Raw genomic sequence first — 20,796 nt, forward strand, 5'->3', positions numbered from 1 at the left:
CTACTTATCGCCCGCCAACAGTTCTAATGTAATGTCGTTGAAGGTCAACACGCGACCGCCATATTCTTTGGCAAAGGCTTCGGCGGCGGCCTGAGTGCTAAAAGGAGCAACCGCAGGTCCCATCACGGCTTTTTTAGTCGTGCCATACACATAAAATGCACTTTTGGCATCGATAAACGCACTATCGTCTGGTTGGTCCCAATTGGTCGTGGCGGCATCATGCACCATCATATAATCAATCTGGCGCTTATTTTCGCTTTGCAAAGCAAAGTTAAACATATCGCGGCTAGAACAAAATTTAGGCACCATTTTGTCGGCTTTGAGGTGTACTTGTCCTTTTGGGCCAGGGTATTTAGTGATCACCATGCCACACAAATGACATCGGTCATGTTCATGGATCATCTCGGCTTGGTGGATTTGCTCGGTCGCCTCGCTTTTATGGCCAGTCAATAGCAAAGGTATTAACAGCAGTAACGCATAGTACATCTTCATCTTATTGCTCCTGTTGAGTAAAAGCATCAACACCTCGTCAGGGCACCTTGCAGGGACAGTCCCATACGACGAGGGTTGATAAAAATAATATTCGTCCCGCAAACTAAATTAAGTTTTTAAATTGCATAGTTTTGTCAGATATTAAACGGCACATACCTGCGTATTAATTACCCGCCTCGCGGGGTACTGACGTAAAAAGCTCTCTGGTTGTTTAATATCAAAGGTTATTAATATCGTTATTAACTTGCCTAAAAGTGGTTAATGACTCGATGTATCAGCACTTTCAGTTAATTTTATTTGCGCTTTCTCTATGGCGCTATAAATCGTATCGCGATTGATATCAGCACTTGGCTCTGCCAACAATTGCTGCCAATGACTAATGGCCTCACTATAGCGAGCGTTTAAATAGGCATCGGTGGCAAGTAACAAGCGTGTTTGAGGTTCTGTAGGCCATAAAGCCAGCGCTTGATTGATCACTTGTGTGGTTTCAGGGCTGATTTGGCGTTGATCGCGGTAGTAAAGCGCATTGGCTTTACTGCCGAGCACCTCGGCATCTTCACCCGTCAGCAGTAATAGTTTGTCTAAGGTTTGCACCGCATCGGCATACAAACCACCAGCACTATAGGCCTGTGCCAGAGACATCAACGCCAAGGTATTTTGCGGCTCTTTTTCAACCAAGCGAATCCCCTTGGTAATATCGGCCGCGACTAAATAATCAATATTTTCATCAACTTTACCTTGGTTCCAATCGTGAAAACGGCCAGTTTGGCTGTAAATAGCTAGGGTCAGTAGCACCAGTAGCGCGCCCATTAACAAAGGTGCTTTAGCGGATACGACAGGTAATTGCGCCATATCTTGTGCAAGATTTAAGCGGCGGTGTTGCCAATAAATATAAGCAACAAACAGCCCCAAACACATGCTAATTCCTAACCCTAGAACCACGATTTTATCCCCTAAACTGAGCGTCTGTTATCATCATCAATACCGCGAATAGCCGCTATTAACTGTGACCTGGCATCATGCTTTTGTTTTTTATCTCTTTCATTTCACTCGGGGTTTCTATATTTTTAAGCTCAACATCAAACACCAAAGTGGATTCTGGTGGGATCACCCCAACTGACTCCGCACCGTAGGCAAGACTGGCCGGGATCACAAAGCGATATTTAGCGCCCTTAGGCATCAGTTTGATCCCCTCTTCCCATCCGGGGATCACTGACATCAAGGCAAAACGCGTCGGCTCTTTACGGCCAACGGTGTTTTCAAACTCAGTGCCATCGATCAGTTTGCCCACGTATTCCACCGTCACAACATCTTCTGCTTTAGGTTTATTACCTGAACCTTGGTTGAGGACTTCATATTGCAAACCCGATGCAGTGACCTTAACGCCAGACTTTTTCTGGTTTTCCGCTAAAAATGCAGCACCGGCTTTTTTCGTTTCTACCATTTGTTTTTCAGCGACTAACGTTCTAGCGGCGTTTAGTTCTTCAGCCCGCTGATTAAGGTAGGTCAGCACTTCTTCATCGGTCAGTTGTTGTTTATCTTTGAGAGCATCGATAAAACCTTGCACCACCAAATCAACATTCACCGCTGAACCCAACTCAACTTGGTTATAGACTTGACCAGAAATGTAATTACCGATGGATGCCCCCATGCTGTATGAGGTTTTATCGGCATCGGTTTGCAAACTGGGCGCTGCAAAACTTGCCATAGAAATAAAGAGTGCCGCACAGGTCGCCACTGTGACGGTTTTTGGAATAAAAGAAGTTGGCATACGTGTTTTCATATTATGTTCTCTTTAGTAATTAACCCTGTGAGTTTCACTTTTTGACCCGCAAACTAAACTGACGATAAATCTTGTTTTAACTATGGCTTTTCAATGACTCGGCCTGACATGCGCCAGCCAAAAATGCCATCCGTCATATGCCGCACACCGGTGTAACCTAATTTCATGGTTTCTCTGGCGGCCATATTGCTGGTGGTACACAGGCGATTGGCGCAATAAAACACCATCACCGCATCTTTATTCTTTGGAAGTAACTCTCTCCAACTCTGCACATTGAAAAAAACCGCCCCGGGGATAAAACCATCCGCCCATATTTCCAGCGTATTTACGTCAAAAAAATAAACCCCCTGCTGTCCCACTAATGTTTCAGCTTCCATCATTGAAATTGGGTTAAGTTCGATCTCGTTATAAGGCACTTCGGACATCTCAGAGCCACCACCCGCCACCACAGGCATTGCCGTGATACCCAAGGCTAATACCATTAAGGTTTGAGTAAGGCTGCGACGCAGTAATGTATTCATAATCTGGTTCTCAAATTCCCCAACACCCAGAGGTGTCGGGGATAACTAGGACTTACATTAAACTAGGCTTTTTTTGCACTTAGGCCTTTAGCATCAATAATGGCTTGGGCTTGAGTAACATAGGTCAAAGCTGCGTCTAAACGTTTGAGTGAGTAACGAGCACCGTGTGCACCCCATGAACCATCATCTCGAATGAGCTTGATGACTTCTTCGGCTTTATCGGTAAACATCAACACTTGCGCTTTGTCTTCTGTCGATAACTTAGCCTTTGACATTGACTTATCGATACGAGCGAGTGCTTCCTCTACTTGTGCAAAGGTTTCTTTCACTGGCTTTTGCCACTTCTGAACTTTGCCGTAGATTTCCATTTGGTCTTTGAAATGCAGACCGGCTGGCAACTCTGATTGGAATTGGCTATGACAACCTTTGTTTTCAACCACATCGTGGTCTGACACAGAGGTACGGGCACAAGTCCACATTAAATCAAGGTAGTTATGGCCCTGTTCATCTTTCGCCACGGTCCAACCTTTAGTAGAAGAGTCGCGAGACTTGCCTTCTGGTGGATTGAGCGTTTTACGTAATGGATCCACATCAATTTTCCACATGTGGGATTTACGTACGTTATCAAAGCCCGCTAAGTCAGGAACCTGAATAGCAGTGAAGTTTTCACAACTTCCCATGTTTGGCATGTGGCAGCTTTGACAGGTTTGCTTACCATGCGTCTTGGTATTGTTAGCAATTTCAGCCTGTGCAGCATGGCAGTCGGTACACTCTTTCACTAACTTAGGTTTCGTGATACCAGACTTCCAATCGCCATCGGTGACTTCATGTGGATCATGACATGTCGAGCAACGCATACCTTTGTCATAGTGAGCAGAGGCAAACATTTGCGAACCTTCAGTACCACAAGATGGGCATGATGACTTCATCTTCACGTTGAAGGCATATTCCAGCTTTTCTTTACCCTGAGGTGTCTGGGCTAGCTCTTCAACAAAGTTGAACCGCTGGTGACAACGCTCACAGTTTGAAGGCATGCCGCCGCCAATACCACCGTCTAAGTGACCCCCTGCGCCATGACACTCTTCACAGGTAATACCCAGTGAAACTGTGTGTTTTTGCAGTTCTTTAGGGTTGCCTAACGCGGCAAAGAACTCTTCTTTGGTTTTAAAGTCAAACTTGAAGCTATGGCACATTTCGCAATAGGAGCTAGCAGGTTGGAATAAAAACTCCTTCTCATACTTAGCGCCGTATGAGCTCATGCCCCATTGATGTGAACCGCTAGCACCGAACTCTTCCATTGTCGTTGGAAAATTAGGCACCACCTTTTGGATTTTCTTTGCCATTTCAGGCGTTAACCATTCAGCCCAACCGCGGGAGAATTGGTTACCACCGGCCACCATAGTACCCGTACCGTCTTTAAGCAGACCATCGCGAATATGGTAAGTACCGCGAACTAAATAACCATCAATAAAGCCATATTTGGTTCTTGGTGTTCCCACTGTGGCGTAAATGGCGTCTGGCGTAATACCATCTGGCAGAATAGACGTATCTTTAGTGCCATACATTGTTTTTTCTATATCGTTTTCCACTTCTGGGTGGTTACCAGGGAAGCGTAAGGTTTTAGAATGGCGTGAACGTTTCCATTTTTCATACTGTGGACCATGGCATTCACCACATTTTTCAGGCCCAACAAACTTATTAGGGAAATCCAATATCGACTTAGCGCCAAGTCGATATTGCAGTGCCATAGGGCGATTACCCTCTTGGTGTTGGCTATATTTCTGACTGTCACCACCGTGTAAATATTCTTCTCCACGGTCACTGACTTTATAAGTTCCCTTTAGGCGGCCGGCTTCTGCATATTTAAATACTGGATGGTTTTCGAACAAAAAGTCAAATAACTCTTTTTCTTGAACGATATAGTCCTGAAGGGTTCTCACACCCCGAGAGTCTACTGTTACATCGGGATTGGCCATAATAGCTTGTGCTTCTGCACTTTGCTGTTTATTGCCATAACCGGGCTTGATGTCTCCTGCAGACTTAGCGTCAGACGCTAACCCTACTGCACTGACGACAGTGCCTAAACAAAACAGCACACTTAATGCCGCCTTGGATTTCCATCGTTTCATCATTCACTCCTAATTATCATTAGTTTTATATTTTCCACTGAACTTAATTGTTCTCGGAACGACACAAACAATTGATCAGTGACTGCATGATGAAGAAGGGCGAGGATGAAAAATCAGAGCTAGAGCACATTAAATCCTTATAAACAAATCAATATAACAACAGCTAATTAATAAACAATAAAATCATTAGCTTAACATTTATCTCCCATTAGTTTTTTAGATCAAAAAACAACATTTTTAGTTCTAAAATAATCTAAAAATAACTTTTAACTTTAAAAAGTATTCAACGAGATAAATAAAGAAATTAATAAAGGAATAGATCACATTTTTTAAAATAGCATTCGAATAACCTTGAACAACAAAATAGCGAATCGCCGATATAAATATAAAAATCAATTTAACGAACCATCAATTTATTGCTAACGACTTAATACTTGATAATGACTTAACACTTGCTAATAACTTAATAGTTACGCCCTATAGCCATTGAATAGTGGAATAACCAAAAGGACATAAATAAATGACCGTGATGCTGCCAGAAATAGGACATGTGTTGCTAATTATTAGCACTGTTATTGCACTATTATCGGCATCAATACCATTAATCGGCGTGTATCGAAATAATGCTTACCTATTAGGATGCAGTCCTATTTTATTTCGTGCATTATTTTTTGCAGTATTCACATCGCTCCTATGCCTCGTTTATTGTTTTGTCACCGATGATTTTTCTGTTGCCTATGTTGCCAACCATTCTAATAGTCAATTAGCGCTGGGATATAAAATCGCGGCCGTTTGGGGTAGCCATGAAGGTTCAATGTTATTTTGGGTGTTTGCCATTGCACTCTGGGGCGCCATTATCAGTTATCGTCTATCGATAACCGATTGCACCCACGCTAACAGCAATGACCGCTACCAAGATGCGTTGTATTTTGCCAGGTTACTGGCGATTTTATCCTTAGTGATCCTCGGCTTTAACCTGTTTTTACTGTTTACCTCTAATCCTTTTGCTCGTTTATTACCTGATTTTCCGATTGAGGGACGCGATCTCAACCCCATATTGCAGGACATAGGGTTGATACTGCATCCACCTATGCTCTTTCTTGGCTATGTTGGGCTGACCGTTTGTTTTGCTGCGGCTTTAGCATCGCTACTTGGAGGGAAATTTAATACTCGCCAAGTCAACCATTTACAACCTTGGGTACTATTCGCGTGGATTTTTTTAACGGCGGGTAATGCCTTCGGCTCATGGTGGGCCTATAACGAATTAGGTTGGGGCGGATGGTGGTTTTGGGATCCGGTAGAAAACGCGTCTTTTATTCCTTGGCTGGTCGCGACGGCATTAGTGCATTCCGTCATATTAACCAAACGCAGTCAGGGCTTTAAGATCACCACTTTACTCTTGTGTCTATTAGCTTTCTCGCTGTGTTTACTCGGCAGTTTCTTAGTCCGTTCTGGCATAGTGCAATCGGTGCACGCTTTTGCCTCTGATCCCACCCGTGGTATGTCAATCCTTTGTTTACTCGTGCTTTTTGTCAGCGCCGCTTTACTTATTTTTGCGCTCAAAGCCCATACCTTCAGACAAGATGTCAGCTTTGCTCTTTTCAGTAAAGAAACCCTCTTGTTGCTCGGCATTATTCTTTTAGTGGTGGCTGCATTCTCAGTGTTACTGGGGACTTTTTATCCCTTACTCTACGAACTACTCGGCCTAGGAACGCTTTCCGTTGGCGCGCCTTATTTCAACGCGATTTTTGTACCGCTCACCTTTTTACTCGTGTTGTTAATGGGTATCGCTCCCTTAGCCCAGTGGCAAAAGGCATCAAAAGCACAACTTAAGCCCTTGCTCATTCCGGGTATATTGGTATTAGCCTTAACCTTATGGATAAGCTTTCAAGCCGCCACGGGGGATCATTTATTTTTAATGCTTGGCACTGCAGCAGCGCTTTGGTTACTGGTTTGTTTATTACTCACCCTGATGGCGGCATTAGGATTCTATAAGCAAACCAGCAAAAATAATCCCGCAAGCATTAATGCTAACAATACAGTCAATCATCTTTCTAAACGCCGCTTAGTGGCTATGCTCATCGCCCATTTTGGGGTGGCTATTACGATTACAGGCGCTACGGCTGTATCATTTTTTGAACAAGAAGCCCTGCTTCGAATGGGACCAGGGCAAGGTAAACCACTAGCGGGTTATGTGTTGGTTTATGAAAGCACTGAAAATGTTGATACCAATAGTTTTACTGCTATCCAAGCCAATATCAGTATTCGCGATGCCGGCCAAGATGAGCGAGTATTAGCCTATGTTACGCCCCAACGGCAAACCTTTAAAAGTAATGGTATGGAAATGTCACATGCTGGTATTGACCACGGTCTATGGCGGGATATTTACGTTTCAATGGGCCTACAACTGAGTGATAACGAATACCTTATCCGCATCAGCTATAAACCTCTGGCGAGTTGGATATGGCTTGGTGCCTTATTCATGATATTAGGTGGTGCTATCGCGGCGTGGCCCGCTTGCCGCCTTGGCTATCTATCTGATGTTGAAACTTTAGATGTTAAAACCTTAGACAGCACAACCAATACACAACCACAGGAGAGCATCGCCTAATGAATGCCTCATTTCGCTCACCTTACCTCAGTTTTTTAATGGGGTTGCTTGTTATCACACTACTTTTGGGAGCCGCGATATTTTTATTTATGGCGCAAGAGCGGTCAATCACCACAGTGTCTTATCAACAACAGGCCATGGATATCAGTAAAGTGCTGCGCTGCCCTATGGCGACCAACCAGAACCTATTTGAATCTCAAGCCCCTATCGCCCATGAGCTTAAAGCGCAGATATTTACCATGCTGGAACAGGGGCAAAGCCAAGACGAGATAATTCATTTTATGGTGCAACGCTATGGTGAAAAAATCCGTTATCAACCCGAACTTAAAGGCTCAACTTTGGCGTTGTGGTTTGGGCCATTACTGTTCCTATTACTCGGTGTAGGGATTTGCCTTGCGCTAACTAAACGTAGTGCACCACGCCCTACTCTTTAAAAAATAGAGGATTAATCTATGAAACGACATTTGGTTAGGCTCACGCTGCTATGCGGTTTTGCTCTATTAAGCACCATAGTCCAAGCCCACTCTTTACAAAATAAACTTTACGATACCGGTGAAGCAATTCCTAAACCTAGGGTAATGACTGGCTTTGTTGAAATGCAGCACGCACGCGGGGTGCCAAATGTGCCCTTTCTCGATGAAGCAGGACAAACTCAAACCCTAAAGCAGCACCAAGGCAAACTGGTGTTAGTCAATCTTTGGGCAACTTGGTGTGTACCTTGTTTACGTGAAATTCCACAACTTCAACAGCTTAAACAACAATATCAGGGCAAAAATATTGCCATAGTGCCAATCTCTATCGATGAGGATCCAAAGGAAGTTCGCCCTTTCCTCACTAAACACAATTTTAAAGACTACCAAACTTGGTTCGACCCAACGCAAAACATAGAACAAATCATTCCTGCAAACGTGGTTCCCGCGACGTATTTTTTTGATACAAAAGGTAATCTGGTAGGCTTTGTGCGGGGATACCTAGACTGGGGCGATAAAGACGTAGCCCCTTACTTAGACCAATTAATCGCCAAATACGGCCAATAACCAACCAATTAACACGTTAATAACTCAAATCTCCTTCGGTACACACCACCCGTAATTAACCGAAGCCCGCTGCACGAATATTAGCAGCGGGCATTTTTATACGCTTGACCCCATCCTTGAACTTTGTATTTCACGGCGCATTTCTTTAAAATTGCCACCAAACTCTTTATATCAAGGCAAGCCAGATGAAATTCACCCGTTTAACTCAACCTATTTATGACCACTTATATCGTGATATCAGTGAGTTTCGTAGCACCTTCGACTTGCCCGTTAATGATGTTGATTCTTTAGATGACAAGGCCGACACCTTACATACTTCACTGATTATTGAGGAGTTAACTGAACTTGCCGAAGCCGATAGTCGTATCGAACAGGCCGATGCCATAGTCGATTCTGTATACGTGTTAATGGGCCGTTTAGTGCACTTAGGCGCGCAAGCTATGACCGACAGACTCGAAATCAGTTACTTAATCGACTTGTTGCTTTGTGTGGCTAAAAACCGTGAAATTGATTTTATAAGCTGCTGGGACGAAGTCCACTCGAGTAATATGAGTAAAGTGTGCCGTAACGAGCAAGAACTGGCCGAGACAATTGCCTTTTATGCCAAGCAAGGTGTTGAAATTGTTGGTAGCCAACAGGGCGACTTCATTATCGCTAAATGCGCTAAAGATGTGGAAATGGTAGGTAAAGTGGTTCGCCAAGGCAAGGTACTAAAGTCAGTTTACTACCGCCCAGCAGATCTGACAAAGCTGGTTAAAGCGTAACGTCATCCTATTGTCTAAAAGCCTGTATATCGTGGGCTTTTAGATTATTTAATCTAAACTCGGGATAGTGGCTGTGGTAACTGATTAATCTTATTACCTTATTCGCAAAATTAACTCTACAGAGGTAGTTTTTCCGTTATCAAGGCAAGTTTGCGTACCTAATAGTAGGCTATTAGTAGCAAAGTTAACGCAGATAAAGGGGAAAATAACCTGTAGAGACGCAGAGCTTATCCCGAGCTCAGGTTATTAATCTTCTTTAGCTATCGATATCGTTTCAGGCTCATCCCTTAACCACTCACGCCAAATCGCCACCAGCAAGGCCATCAATACGGGGCCGACAAATAAACCGACAAAACCCATGGTTTTCACGCCGCCAATCAAGCCAAAAAAGGTCGGTAAAAAAGGCAATTTAATTGGCCCACCAACCAAATTCGGTCGCAGAGTTTTATCAACAATAAACAGCTCTATGCTACCCCAGAGAAACAAACCGACACCTGCGGTTGTATCACCAGTGCCGACCAAATAAAGTGAAATTAAGGTAAACATAGTGGGCGCGCCACCGGGAACCAAAGCCATAAAGGCGGTTAACACCCCAAACGCCACGGCCGATGGCACACCGGCAATCCAATAGGCAATCCCTAGCACTATGCCTTCACCAATGGCGATAAGCGTCATGCCAATAACCGTAGAACTGACCGTAGCAGGCACCACTCGGGAAAAGCTATGCCAACGGGCGGGCAGCACTCGCTCACCGATAACATCTAATTGTTTCGCCACATGTTCACCATCTTTATAGAGGAAAAATAAGGTGATCAGCATAAAAATCAACGTTAATAATAAGCCCAACGTGTTCCAACCCAACTGCAGTACCCCACGAGAAATACCCGTCAGGTTCTGTCCACTGATGGCACTGATAATTTTACCTAATTCGTGGGGTTCACCGATAAATTGCTGCCATTGCAGGGTCAACCATTCACCCATCCAAGGTAAATCTTTGATCCACAAGGGCACGGGCGAGCCGTGTTGGTTGGTAAATACCAGCCAATCAACCCAAGTTTTAATCTCTTGTAACGCATAGGAAAATACCAACACCAGCGGGATAATCAGCCCGAGCACAATACAACACAGCGCAATGGTTGCCGCCAATGCAGAGCGATTACCGCATTTTGCCAAAAGTTTTTGATACAGGGGCCAACTCGAAAAACACACGATCAAGGCAGCTAAGGCGGGCACTAAAAAGTCGATAAAAAAGAACACGCCAGCACACAACAGCAAAATCAATAGAGTACGACCAATCGCGGCATTACTGAAAATCGGCGTCATAGGGCTAACATTTCCCACAATAAAAGCGAACGATAAAGTAGAAAATACTCGGCATTACGCCAAAGTCCTAATCTTATGGGTAAATTTATTGAACCGAAAGCTGTTTAACCATGTTTTTTAGCGGATGAAAATCGCTATTTAACGGTATCAACGACACGTCATGGCAAGTATATTGATATCCTGTTAACAAATTCCCTATACGATAGCTTCTGAGTCCATCAAACCTAAAGCTAACAGCCTTGTGAGCTCCGCAGCGGGAATCACTTTGCAGCCTGAAGCATTTTGGCCACACCACAGTGGGCTAAAATCATCCAATCCTTGCTCTTCTGCCACGCTTCGTAATACGGCAACAGCACTTGCTGCAAGAGGGAAATCGGGTACGGCTTGGTTGATAGGCCCAAGTTCGGCCATAAAACGATTCACTATGCCGCGTGCGGGGCGACCAGAATATAAGTTAGTCAGCGCAGTATGCTGCGCGGCCTCACTTTGCAGTGCGGCGCGATGAAGTTTACTGGTGGTGCATTCAGGGCAAAGTAAATAGGCCGTACCGACTTGCACCGCCGAAGCGCCCATTGCCATCGCGGCGCGCACGGTTTTCGCATCAACTATGCCACCTGCGGCGATAACGGGCACAGCAACGGCGGCGATGATTTGTGGCAATAAACTAAAAGTACCGAGCTGCGCAGTTAAATCATCGGATAAAAAATGCCCTCTATGGCCGCCGGCCTCTAAACCTTGAGCAATAATAGCATCCACGCCATGCGCTTCTAGCCACAAGGCTTCTGCCACTGTGGTCGCGGTAGAAATCACTTTAGAACCCCAAGATTTAATCTCTAGCAGCAAATCATCATTGGGTAAACCAAAGTGAAAACTCACGACTTCGGGTTTAAATTTAGCTAACACTTCAGCCTGAGCACTGGTGTAGGGTGAGCGCTGCTGCCCCACGGTTTGGGCGTCAGGATTGACACCTAACTCAGTAAAATAAGGCGCGAGTTGCTTGAGCCATGCGGCTTGTTTTACCGCTTGCGGTGCGGGCTCGTGATGACAAAAGAAGTTTACATTGATGGGCTTAGTCGTTTGGGTACGAATATGCGTTAATTCAGTGTGCAAAGCCTCGGGCGATAACATGGCGCAGGGCAACGACCCTAAAGCACCCGCTTGCGATACGGCTATCGTTAAGGCGCCGCCCTGAACACCCGCCATAGGCGCTTGAATAATCGGCAGTTCAATGCCAAATAATCGGGTTAGCTGACACGGCATACATCACCTCCTTTGATGGTTTATTCCTTTGGCGATTAATTCTAATATTCGCAGTTTAAACTTAGCGACTCACATCAAATACGACATTGAATACGTTGCTAACTGCTATAAAAATACTATCGCGATATTAAAATGTAACCATTTGGTATTGGTAGACGCAAGCCTAAATGCGCTTTTGCTCCACTCTGGCGGTAAGTTCTGCGTGGCTTTCTTTACGCTCACTGTATCTGTCGGTTAAGTAATCCACATTTCCCCGCAGTAATAGAGTAAATTTCATCAACTCTTCCATCACATCCACAATGCGATCGTAATAGGCTGAAGGTTTCATCCGCCCTGCTTCATCAAATTCTTGCCACGCCTTCGCCACCGATGACTGATTTGGGATCGTGAACATCCGCATCCAGCGACCTAATATCCGCATTTGATTGAGGGCATTAAAAGATTGCGAGCCGCCACTCACTTGCATAATGGCCAAGGTTTTACCCTGTGAAGGACGAATTGCCCCCTCACTCAGCGGGATCCAATCAATTTGGGTTTTCATTATGCCGGTCATAGCACCATGACGCTCTGGTGAGCACCACACCATAGCCTCACTCCAGCGCACCATTTCCCGTAACTCTTGCACTTTAGGGTGCGTATCGGGGGCATCATCGGCGAGCGGCAAGCCTGATGGATTAAAAATCCGCACCTCAGCGCCCATGCTAGTGAGTAACCGCGCGGCTTCCTCAGTAGTTAAGCGACTGTAAGAGCGTTCACGCACTGAGCCATAGAGCATGAGCACTCGAGGCGGATGCGCCTCTGGCGACAGCATAAATTGCGCCGCCTGAATGCGGCTATCTAACAACTCAGACTTTAGTGCTGGCATGGGCTCCAGCACGTTATCTGAAGAAAGCGCGTTATCTAATAGATTCATTATGTTAACCTTTTTCCCTTTATATCAATCACAGCGTCACCATCTTCTTTGCTAAAAGCACCTTGCTGCACGTTAGGTAATATATCCAGCACCAACTCAGAGGGGCGGCATAACCTTGTGCCAAGTGGAGTCACCACAATAGGGCGATTAATTAAAATCGGATGGGCCAACATAAAATCGACCAATTCATCGTCGCTAAAACGGTCATTAGCGAGTCCCAGCTCTTCAAAAGGCGCCACATTGGCGCGCAGCAGCGCCCTTGTTGGTATGCCCATAGCAGCAATCAAGGTAAGTAACTCGGGCCGCGATGGCGGGGTTTGAAGATAATGAATAATGTCAGGCTCAACGCCGCTATTACGAATAAGCGCTAGCGTATTGCGCGAGGTGCCACAGTCTGGATTATGAAAAATACGAATAACACTGGCTGCTTGCATGATTTTCTCTCTATTCAACAAAATTTAGTTAACTATCTGTAATCAGCACCTAATATTGCGCGCCTGCAATAATCCGTCACACGCTCAATAAAAACCGCGTTAAAAAGATAGACGAATCGCCAGAGCAATAAGGGTCACTAACAGTATCGGTAACGTCATCACAATACCGACTCTAAAATAGTAACCCCATGTAATAGTGATATTTTTTTGTGATAGCACATGCAACCATAACAAGGTGGCTAAACTACCAATTGGAGTGATTTTAGGCCCAAGATCGCTACCAATAATATTGGCGTACACCATAGCGTCTTTAATCACACCGCTGGCTTCGCTGGCCTCAATCGACAGGGCACCAATCAGCACTGTCGGCATATTATTCATCACCGAAGATAAAAATGCCGTCAAAAAGCCCGTGCCTAAGATCGCGCCCCAGATACCATATTGTGCGAAGGTATTGAGTATATTCGCCAGTAAATCCGTCAGACCCGCATTGCGTAAACCGTATACCACAAGATACATGCCGAGCGAAAAAATAACGATTTGCCACGGCGCTTGCTTGAGCACCTCAGTTGTATCGATAATCTTACCGCGACGGGCAACGCCCCAAAGAATCAAAGCGCCAACAGCCGCAACCACACTCACGGGGACACCTAAAGGCTCTAGGGCGAAAAATCCAATCAAGAGCAACGCCAACACCAGCCAACCCACCTTGAAGGTTTGCGGATCGCTAATTGCCTCATTGGGCGACTTTAGCTTAGCAATATCGTAAGTAACTGGAATATCTTTACGGAAAAACCAGTGCAACATGCCTAAGGTCGCTACAATCGCCACCAGATCCACTGGCAGCATCACGGCGGCATAGTCCATAAAACCCAGGTTAAAAAAGTCTGCCGAGACAATGTTCACCAGATTAGAGACTATCAGCGGCAAGCTAGCGGTATCGGCAATAAAACCCGCCGCCATTACAAAGGCTAAAGTCGCACCGCGGCTAAAACCGAGCGCCAATAACATCGCAATAACGATAGGCGTGAGGATTAACGCCGCGCCATCGTTAGCAAATAATGCCGCCACGCAGGCACCGAGCAAAATGATATAACTAAACAGCCAACGCCCTTTACCATTGCCAAAGCGGGCTACATGTAATGCCGCCCACTCGAAAAAACCCGCTTTATCTAATAATAAACTGATAATAATCACTGCGATAAAGGTGGCCGTCGCATTCCAGACTATCTGCCATACCACAGCAATATCACTCAATTGCACGGCGCCTGTGGTAAGCGCCATGGCAGCACCAATCGAGGCGCTCCAGCCAATCCCTAAGCCCTTAGGTTGCCAAATCACCAAGATTAAGGTCAGCATAAAAATCGTTATCGCCAGTAGCATGGTCTTCCCCACTATACATACATTTGAAATACACCCGAATACACATCTGAATTTTCGAATATGTATCTGTAAAATTTTTTAGCGTATTACTGACAAGATAAATGACCTTGTTGCAGCCGCTTAAGGAGTTGGTTGGTTTCAATCAACTGACACAGGCCAGCTTGCTCAAGAATATGAGCAGCCCAAACGGGAATATGCGGCGAGAGGCGATAATGGATCCATTTACCGTCGCGGCGATCCAGTAATAAACCTGATTCTCTAAGCATGGCAAGGTGGCGCGATATCTTAGGTTGAGTTTGTTGTATTGCGACTGTGATATCGCACACACATAGTTCACCGGCTTCACGAAGCAAAAGCATAATACCGAGCCGCGTTTCGTCTGACAGTAATTTAAACAGTTGTAACGGTATTAGCTGGGCCATAAACACTCCCTCAATAGAGAAGAAAATCATACTCGCTTAAGCTGCCGCGTCAATAACACATGTAAAATAGCAGATATGTTTAACTGTTTTTAAGCATGAGTGCCAATCATGCGCGCCCACTAAACTCATTTAGTGGCACGTATTGAGTAGCATATATTTAATCGCACGTATTATCGTCCGTTTACGCAAGTAAAGCCTGTAGGGAGATATCTGAGATGACTGATGTGGCAGAGTGACGGATATTTCATAGCGGCTGTTGAGCTGCAGCTCAACAGCCATGCGGCATTTAAGCTAATAAATAATCAGCGCCTAAGGTGGCGAATAACACCAAACCTGCCCAATTATTATTGAGGAATGCCTTAAAACACGGTGCGCGTTCGCGACCAAAAATTAGCACTTGTTGGTAGGTGCTAAAGCCGATAAAAGTCAGTATTCCTAGGCCATATACCAAACCACGGTCGGCGCTCCAACCGGCGGCAATAAAACAGATTAATGCGCCCAACTGAAATAACCCGATGATTTGGCGGTCATATTTACCAAACAAAATCGCAGTGGATTTTATGCCTACTTTTAAATCATCGTCCCTATCGACCATGGCGTACATAGTGTCGTAGGCGACAGTCCAACACCAATTGGCGGCAAATAACCACCAAGCTTCCATTGGCACCGTACCTGTTTGCGCCGCGTATGCCATAGGGATAGACCAGCTCCACACTATGCCCAAAAACATTTGCGGCATATTGGTGATACGTTTAGTGAAGGGATAAATAATCGTGAGGATAATGCCCACAACGGACAACTTAACGACTAAGCCATTGAGTAGTAAGACTAAACCAAACGCCACTAAGCCTAATACAGCAAACAGTATCAGCGCTTCTTTCGTGCTGATTTCGCCACTGGCCAGCGGGCGAGATCGAGTGCGTTCAACAAAAGAATCCAGATCGCGATCGGCATAATCATTAATAATGCAGCCACAGGCACGCATAATTACTACACCCAAAATAAAGATGATTAATACCTTAACATCGGGCATACCACCCGCCGCTAACATCAGCGCCATCAAGCATGGCCACAGCAATAATAGCGTACCTATAGGGCGGTCGATTCGAGTAAGACGGGAATACACATCCCACTTCTGCTTTAAATTCATTAACTAGGTACTCCCATTCCTAATATCGGCTCAAGTTTCCACTCGATTTTCAGGTGTAGCATCATATACCTATGCTTCTCCCGATGCGAATATGCGCCTAAAAGCCTGTCACAAAAAGCTGACATGTATCGCGGCGGCGACATGCATCAAAGCGCTTCTAACCGAGCGTAAGCCACCACTAACCACTTGCTGCCAAAGTCAGTAAAGCTCACTTGCACTCGCCCTTGGGCACCGCTGCCCTCAAAGTTAGTCACTTTGCCTTCACCAAATTTAGGGTGATTGACTCGTTGGCCAACGTTAAAGCCGGTGTCGTTAGTCGCCGCCGACTTTGGGGCGCTAAAACGATTATTTGCCATTGGCGTTGAAACCTGCGCCTTAAGGCGGATTTCATCCACATACTGTGGCGGGATCTCTTTGATAAAACGCGATGGCCGAGCGTAATCTTCGCGGCCATAAATGCGCCGTGATTCTGCATAGGTAATGTAGAGTTTTTCCATGGCGCGGGTCATGCCCACATAGCAGAGGCGGCGTTCTTCATCGAGTCTATCGCCCTCTTCGAGCGCCATTTTACTCGGGAAGATCCCTTCTTCTACGCCCGCCATGAACACCATAGTGAACTCTAGGCCTTTGGCAGAATGCAGCGTCATTAGCTGCACCGCATCAGTAAAAGCATCAGCTTGGCCTTCGCCCGCTTCGAGCGCCGCGTGGGACAGGAAACCGTTAAGTTCGCCCATGTCCTCCAGCTCTTCTGGCAGCTCAAAAGTACGCGCCGCCGTGACGAGTTCTTCTAAGTTTTCGATTCTAGCGTGGGCTTTTTCACCCTTTTCGGCTTCATACATGGCCTTAAGGCCCGACGCTTGGATCACAGTATCGGCCATGCGATACAGCACCATATCTTGAGTGTCTTCACGCAGTGTCATAATTAAGTCCATGAAACCACGCACAGAATTTGCCGCGCGACCCGCAAGCACTTTCTCGTCGAGCAAGCGCACGCTCGCCTGCCACAGGGTTAACTCATGCTGACGCGCCGTAGTGCGCAAAATATCCAAAGTGCGATCGCCAATACCACGGGGCGGCGTGTTAACCACACGCTCGAACGCCGCATCGTCGTCTTTGTTATTAATCAGCCGCAGGTAACCCATGGCATCTTTAATTTCTTGGCGCTCGAAGAAGCGCAAACCACCATAAATACGATAAGCTAAACCTTTGTGTAATAAGGCTTCTTCCAATACCCGCGACTGAGCGTTTGAACGATATAAAATCGCACAATCACCAAGGTTGCCACCCTTTTCGTGCCAATCATTAATCCGACCGACAATAAAGCGCGCCTCGTCCATTTCATTAAAGGCGCAATAGAGCGAAATCGGATCGCCATCGGCTTCATCCGTCCATAACTCTTTGCCCATACGCTCTGGGTTATTGGCGATTAAGGCGTTGGAAGCTTTAAGAATATTGCCCTTAGAGCGATAGTTTTGCTCGAGGCGAATCGTGGTCGCCGTCGGGAAATCTTTTAAGAATCGATGTAAGTTTTCAACCTGAGCGCCGCGCCAGCCGTAAATCGATTGGTCGTCATCACCGACTATCATCACATTGGCAGTTTGACCGGCGAGCACGCGGATCCACGCATATTGAATGGCGTTAGTATCTTGGAACTCGTCCACCAAAATATGCTTAAATCTGTCTTGATAATGGGCCAATAAGTGCGGCTTATTGAGCCATAACTCATGGGCACGTAATAGGATTTCGGCAAAATCGACTAAACCTGCGCGGTCACAGGATTCTTGGTAAACCTGATAGATTTTTAGCAGATTCTGCTCCAGCGGAAAACCGCACGCATCGATATGTTTAGGGCGTAATCCTTGGTCTTTTTTACCATTGATATAACCCTGAGCTTGGCGTGGAGGATATTGTTTCTCATCCAAATTCAAGCTTTTAAGAATACGTTTGATCAAACGCACTTGATCGTCAGAATCGAGGATTTGAAAGCTTTGCGGTAAACCCGCATCTTGGAAGTGAGTGCGTAACAAGCGATGCGCCAAGCCGTGGAACGTGCCAATCCACATGCGGCCCATATTGGTGCCAGCGACTTTTTCAACTCGCTCGCGCATCTCAGCCGCCGCTTTATTGGTAAATGTCACCGCGAGAATCGAGTACGGACTCTGCTGTTCAACCTGCATCAGCCACGCAATGCGGTGGGTCAACACCCGAGTTTTACCACTGCCCGCGCCCGCCAACACTAACATGCTAGATTGCGGTGCCGCGACAGCCTCGCGCTGCTTATCATTCAGGCCGTCTAGTAAAGAAGATACGTCCATTCTCGCCTCCAAAAAATCGAGGGGGCATTATAACAGAAGAAAACCCGCCTGCGCGTTTGATCCACTAGACAAGAGCCACAAGACGAGGCCACAAGACGAATGACAAGTTACCGCATCTTGCTTTGCTCTGGTGTTGCAAGAGTGCCGCAATGCCTAATCTCGCTTACGCAGATATAAGTAGCTTGGCTGCCTAACTCTTTGCTAGATAATGGAAATTTAGGAATAGATGGCTTATTAAACCTTTTAGATGCAAAGCAAGGTTCTTCATCACCTTCAATAAGGATTAAACACTGTCATTCCAGTGACTCGCCGTGAATATGTCCCTATAGGCTCGACGACGGCATCCATGCCGTCAACGGTCACTTCCATGACAATGCTTAATCCTAGTAACCTTTGCGTATCTCTGCTAGCCAGCAAAGAATAATAAAGCTAAAACGATATCAAGTGATTACCCATCAAACTGTATAAAAAACCGCTACCGCAAAATAGCAGATTCCTATAGCATCATTTATACCAATTGACATGGATGTGGCAGCGACCAAGTCCAACAAGCCATTTATGCGCTGCAAACAGCGCATAAATACAAAGCCGTTAAATGCACAAGGAAACTCGTGGATATTCTAAATAATCGAGAAATTGCAATTTCGTTATGGCTTCTGGCAATTTCTATTTACATTCTTTTTTCCTCTAAAATGGCAGAGGTCAGAAATGCCTTCAAAGGCGTGATAGCAGCTTTTTTTGTTAGACGAATTATGACTGTCCTTTGTTTGATGATTGCTTACATGGCAATTGTCATTTACTGGCTTTCTGAGTTGGAACTATGGGATTTTGAGCAGCTAAAAAATACTGTTTTTTGGTGCTTTTCTGTTGGTTTTATGTCGCTATTTAAGCTTGAAAAAATCAAACAAGATAAGCATTTTTTCAAGCACTCAGTTTTAGGTAACTTGAAACTACTAGCGATTCTTCAATTTGTCGTTGGTGTGTATACTTTCTCTCTTTGGGTCGAAATTTTGCTAGTTCCTGTTTTAGCATTATTGGGAGCTATGCTGGCTATTGCTGAAAACGATAGAAAACATCATCAGGTAAAGGTTTTTCTAGAGTATTGCCTATCTTCTTTCGGGGTAGTCTTAATCGTTTACACTTTGTACATGTTAATGACCGATTTTGACGAGTTTGGGAAAGAAAAAACTGCATACGACTTCTTTGTTCCACCATTACTGACTCTCTGTTACTTACCATTTGTTTTCTTTATGTTGGTTTATTCAACCTATGAACAGGTCTTTGTTCGTCTAAGACGAACAATAAAGAGCCGGCTCCATAGATATACGGCTAAACTTTATGCATTTATATTATTTAATTTTCGGCTCAGCCTGCTTGAGCGGTGGTCATTTCAAGTCGCCAAAGCAAACATAGAATCACACTCGGATCTGATTGATACCTTCAAATATATATGTAAAGCGAGACATTCTGAGAAAAATCCAAAGGATGTGCCAAAAGAGCAAGGTTGGAGCCCCTATAAAGCCAAAGAATTTCTCGTAAACGAAGGGTTGAACACTGGGTTCTATAATAGATCTTTCGAAGAAGATTGGTTTGCATCATCCCCAATGAAAGAATTTAGCAATGGTATTATTCCTGATAATATCGCTTATTATGTTGAAGGTTCTGAAGATGTTGCAAAAGCTCTGAAGCTTAAAGTGAATGTGAATGATGCATCCAGAGCCCACCAGGCATGTGAAAAGTTAGAAGCTATGGCAGAAGCTTTGAGTATGTCGAGTTTAAGACTACCTTTATCTGATGAGATGAAAAGTGCTATTTCAGGTTGTAATTCATATTCTGAGAAAGTTGAGGATAAGACAATCGCCTTGGTTGTAGAGCATTGGCCAAATCACAAGTTTAATGGGTTTGACCTAAAACTCCTGATATCAAAAATTTAATCGGGTGGCCGGAGGTATCTAGCCCCACACCCCCCTGCATACGGCTCCGCACAGAAAATTTATCAAGACACTCATTGTTTAATTTTTCATTAGCTCGCAGGGGCGAATGGTGAAACAGGACATCCACAACTCTTGAATGTTTTTAATGATCATCAGACAACTCAAAAAATCAAAGGAATACGGCATCCCCTCGGAGTTGCCGCAGGGTGAATAGACAAATTGCGTGAGTCTCGCCATGGATAATGGAATGGACCCATCCACTTTTAATCGGCCTCGCAATGGGCCACGATGTAGTCGCTAAACTCATCAGAAAGAGGACGGGTCC

At 45.1% G+C, this 20,796-nt stretch carries 18 protein-coding genes; 5 read left to right on the forward strand and 13 right to left on the reverse strand.

Annotated elements, in window-relative coordinates; genetic code table 11:
• The 5 genes from L2717_RS11060 to sirA all read right to left on the reverse strand — a co-directional run bounded on the left by L2717_RS11060 (position 1) and on the right by sirA (position 4,925).
• Positions 1-492 carry a nitrous oxide reductase accessory protein NosL gene (locus L2717_RS11060; protein ID WP_220774568.1) on the reverse strand — a complete coding sequence of 164 codons (492 nt, stop codon included), beginning with the start codon at positions 490-492 and terminating at the stop codon, positions 1-3.
• Between the two features lie 258 nt (positions 493-750).
• Positions 751-1,410, reverse strand: coding sequence for a tetratricopeptide repeat protein (locus tag L2717_RS11065; RefSeq protein WP_246611791.1), 660 nt, complete (start codon positions 1,408-1,410; stop codon positions 751-753).
• A gap of 82 nt (positions 1,411-1,492) precedes the next feature.
• Entirely contained in the window at positions 1,493-2,275 is a 783-nt protein-coding gene (locus L2717_RS11070; protein ID WP_076499372.1) for an FKBP-type peptidyl-prolyl cis-trans isomerase, read from the reverse strand.
• A gap of 80 nt (positions 2,276-2,355) precedes the next feature.
• Positions 2,356-2,796 carry a rhodanese-like domain-containing protein gene (locus L2717_RS11075; protein WP_220774567.1) on the reverse strand — a complete coding sequence of 147 codons (441 nt, stop codon included), beginning with the start codon at positions 2,794-2,796 and terminating at the stop codon, positions 2,356-2,358.
• A gap of 62 nt (positions 2,797-2,858) precedes the next feature.
• The gene (gene sirA, locus L2717_RS11080; protein WP_220774573.1) at positions 2,859-4,925 is read right to left on the reverse strand and encodes a dissimilatory sulfite reductase SirA; all 2,067 of its coding nucleotides are present in this window, start codon (positions 4,923-4,925) and stop codon (positions 2,859-2,861) included.
• A 520-nt stretch (positions 4,926-5,445) separates the two neighbouring features.
• On the opposite strand from sirA, the gene L2717_RS11085 reads away from it, so the two are divergent.
• The 4 genes from L2717_RS11085 (at position 5,446) to L2717_RS11100 (ending at position 9,337) form a co-directional block, all read left to right on the forward strand.
• On the forward strand, positions 5,446-7,536 hold the full coding sequence (locus L2717_RS11085; protein WP_220772288.1) for a heme lyase CcmF/NrfE family subunit: 2,091 nt from the start codon (positions 5,446-5,448) through the stop codon (positions 7,534-7,536).
• Positions 7,536-7,970, forward strand: coding sequence for a cytochrome c-type biogenesis protein (locus L2717_RS11090; RefSeq protein ID WP_220772287.1), 435 nt, complete (start codon positions 7,536-7,538; stop codon positions 7,968-7,970). Before L2717_RS11085 ends, L2717_RS11090 begins: the two co-directional genes overlap by 1 nt.
• A gap of 18 nt (positions 7,971-7,988) precedes the next feature.
• Positions 7,989-8,573 carry a TlpA family protein disulfide reductase gene (locus L2717_RS11095; protein WP_220772285.1) on the forward strand — a complete coding sequence of 195 codons (585 nt, stop codon included), beginning with the start codon at positions 7,989-7,991 and terminating at the stop codon, positions 8,571-8,573.
• A gap of 185 nt (positions 8,574-8,758) precedes the next feature.
• Positions 8,759-9,337: a nucleoside triphosphate pyrophosphohydrolase family protein gene (locus tag L2717_RS11100; RefSeq protein WP_220772283.1), complete on the forward strand. Its 579-nt coding sequence runs from the start codon at positions 8,759-8,761 to the stop codon at positions 9,335-9,337.
• A 246-nt stretch (positions 9,338-9,583) separates the two neighbouring features.
• Here the strand turns inward: L2717_RS11100 and L2717_RS11105 are convergent, their stop codons facing one another.
• The 8 genes from L2717_RS11105 to uvrD all read right to left on the reverse strand — a co-directional run bounded on the left by L2717_RS11105 (position 9,584) and on the right by uvrD (position 18,537).
• Positions 9,584-10,660: an AI-2E family transporter gene (locus L2717_RS11105; RefSeq protein ID WP_220772282.1), complete on the reverse strand. Its 1,077-nt coding sequence runs from the start codon at positions 10,658-10,660 to the stop codon at positions 9,584-9,586.
• Positions 10,661-10,855: 195 nt separating this feature from the next.
• Complete coding sequence (locus tag L2717_RS11110) at positions 10,856-11,920, reverse strand: NAD(P)H-dependent flavin oxidoreductase (RefSeq protein WP_220772280.1); 1,065 nt, start codon at positions 11,918-11,920, stop codon at positions 10,856-10,858.
• Positions 11,921-12,083: 163 nt separating this feature from the next.
• Complete coding sequence (gene arsH / locus L2717_RS11115; protein WP_428847845.1) at positions 12,084-12,833, reverse strand: arsenical resistance protein ArsH; 750 nt, start codon at positions 12,831-12,833, stop codon at positions 12,084-12,086.
• Positions 12,833-13,267, reverse strand: coding sequence for an arsenate reductase (glutaredoxin) (arsC, locus tag L2717_RS11120; protein ID WP_220772278.1), 435 nt, complete (start codon positions 13,265-13,267; stop codon positions 12,833-12,835). Before arsC ends, arsH begins: the two co-directional genes overlap by 1 nt.
• A gap of 99 nt (positions 13,268-13,366) precedes the next feature.
• A complete protein-coding gene (locus L2717_RS11125) occupies positions 13,367-14,650 on the reverse strand; it encodes an arsenic transporter (protein ID WP_220772276.1) in 1,284 nt (427 codons plus the stop codon).
• Between the two features lie 86 nt (positions 14,651-14,736).
• Positions 14,737-15,072 (reverse strand): metalloregulator ArsR/SmtB family transcription factor, encoded by a 336-nt coding sequence (locus L2717_RS11130; protein WP_220772274.1) that lies wholly within the window; start codon positions 15,070-15,072, stop codon positions 14,737-14,739.
• 286 nt (positions 15,073-15,358) lie between these two features.
• Positions 15,359-16,222: a 4-hydroxybenzoate octaprenyltransferase gene (gene ubiA, locus L2717_RS11135; protein ID WP_220772272.1), complete on the reverse strand. Its 864-nt coding sequence runs from the start codon at positions 16,220-16,222 to the stop codon at positions 15,359-15,361.
• Between the two features lie 146 nt (positions 16,223-16,368).
• The gene (uvrD, locus tag L2717_RS11140) at positions 16,369-18,537 is read right to left on the reverse strand and encodes a DNA helicase II (protein WP_220772271.1); all 2,169 of its coding nucleotides are present in this window, start codon (positions 18,535-18,537) and stop codon (positions 16,369-16,371) included.
• A gap of 611 nt (positions 18,538-19,148) precedes the next feature.
• On the opposite strand from uvrD, the gene L2717_RS11145 reads away from it, so the two are divergent.
• Entirely contained in the window at positions 19,149-20,471 is a 1,323-nt protein-coding gene (locus L2717_RS11145) for a hypothetical protein (RefSeq protein ID WP_220772269.1), read from the forward strand.
• Positions 20,472-20,796 lie beyond the last annotated feature (325 nt).

Source organism: Shewanella glacialipiscicola, from assembly GCF_023283485.1.
GTDB classification, from domain to species: domain Bacteria; phylum Pseudomonadota; class Gammaproteobacteria; order Enterobacterales; family Shewanellaceae; genus Shewanella; species Shewanella glacialipiscicola.

What these genes read in the sequence shown, in the direction of transcription:
- L2717_RS11060 (WP_220774568.1), bottom strand. Translation starts at nt 492, where the DNA reads ATGAAGATGTACTATGCGTTACTGCTGTTAATACCTTTGCTATTGACT.
- L2717_RS11065 (WP_246611791.1), bottom strand. Translation starts at nt 1,410, where the DNA reads ATGTGTTTGGGGCTGTTTGTTGCTTATATTTATTGGCAACACCGCCGC.
- L2717_RS11070 (WP_076499372.1), bottom strand. Translation starts at nt 2,275, where the DNA reads ATGAAAACACGTATGCCAACTTCTTTTATTCCAAAAACCGTCACAGTG.
- L2717_RS11075 (WP_220774567.1), bottom strand. Translation starts at nt 2,796, where the DNA reads ATGAATACATTACTGCGTCGCAGCCTTACTCAAACCTTAATGGTATTA.
- sirA (WP_220774573.1), bottom strand. Translation starts at nt 4,925, where the DNA reads ATGAAACGATGGAAATCCAAGGCGGCATTAAGTGTGCTGTTTTGTTTA.
- L2717_RS11085 (WP_220772288.1), top strand. Translation starts at nt 5,446, where the DNA reads ATGACCGTGATGCTGCCAGAAATAGGACATGTGTTGCTAATTATTAGC.
- L2717_RS11090 (WP_220772287.1), top strand. Translation starts at nt 7,536, where the DNA reads ATGAATGCCTCATTTCGCTCACCTTACCTCAGTTTTTTAATGGGGTTG.
- L2717_RS11095 (WP_220772285.1), top strand. Translation starts at nt 7,989, where the DNA reads ATGAAACGACATTTGGTTAGGCTCACGCTGCTATGCGGTTTTGCTCTA.
- L2717_RS11100 (WP_220772283.1), top strand. Translation starts at nt 8,759, where the DNA reads ATGAAATTCACCCGTTTAACTCAACCTATTTATGACCACTTATATCGT.
- L2717_RS11105 (WP_220772282.1), bottom strand. Translation starts at nt 10,660, where the DNA reads ATGACGCCGATTTTCAGTAATGCCGCGATTGGTCGTACTCTATTGATT.
- L2717_RS11110 (WP_220772280.1), bottom strand. Translation starts at nt 11,920, where the DNA reads ATGCCGTGTCAGCTAACCCGATTATTTGGCATTGAACTGCCGATTATT.
- arsH (WP_428847845.1), bottom strand. Translation starts at nt 12,833, where the DNA reads ATGAATCTATTAGATAACGCGCTTTCTTCAGATAACGTGCTGGAGCCC.
- arsC (WP_220772278.1), bottom strand. Translation starts at nt 13,267, where the DNA reads ATGCAAGCAGCCAGTGTTATTCGTATTTTTCATAATCCAGACTGTGGC.
- L2717_RS11125 (WP_220772276.1), bottom strand. Translation starts at nt 14,650, where the DNA reads ATGCTACTGGCGATAACGATTTTTATGCTGACCTTAATCTTGGTGATT.
- L2717_RS11130 (WP_220772274.1), bottom strand. Translation starts at nt 15,072, where the DNA reads ATGGCCCAGCTAATACCGTTACAACTGTTTAAATTACTGTCAGACGAA.
- ubiA (WP_220772272.1), bottom strand. Translation starts at nt 16,222, where the DNA reads ATGAATTTAAAGCAGAAGTGGGATGTGTATTCCCGTCTTACTCGAATC.
- uvrD (WP_220772271.1), bottom strand. Translation starts at nt 18,537, where the DNA reads ATGGACGTATCTTCTTTACTAGACGGCCTGAATGATAAGCAGCGCGAG.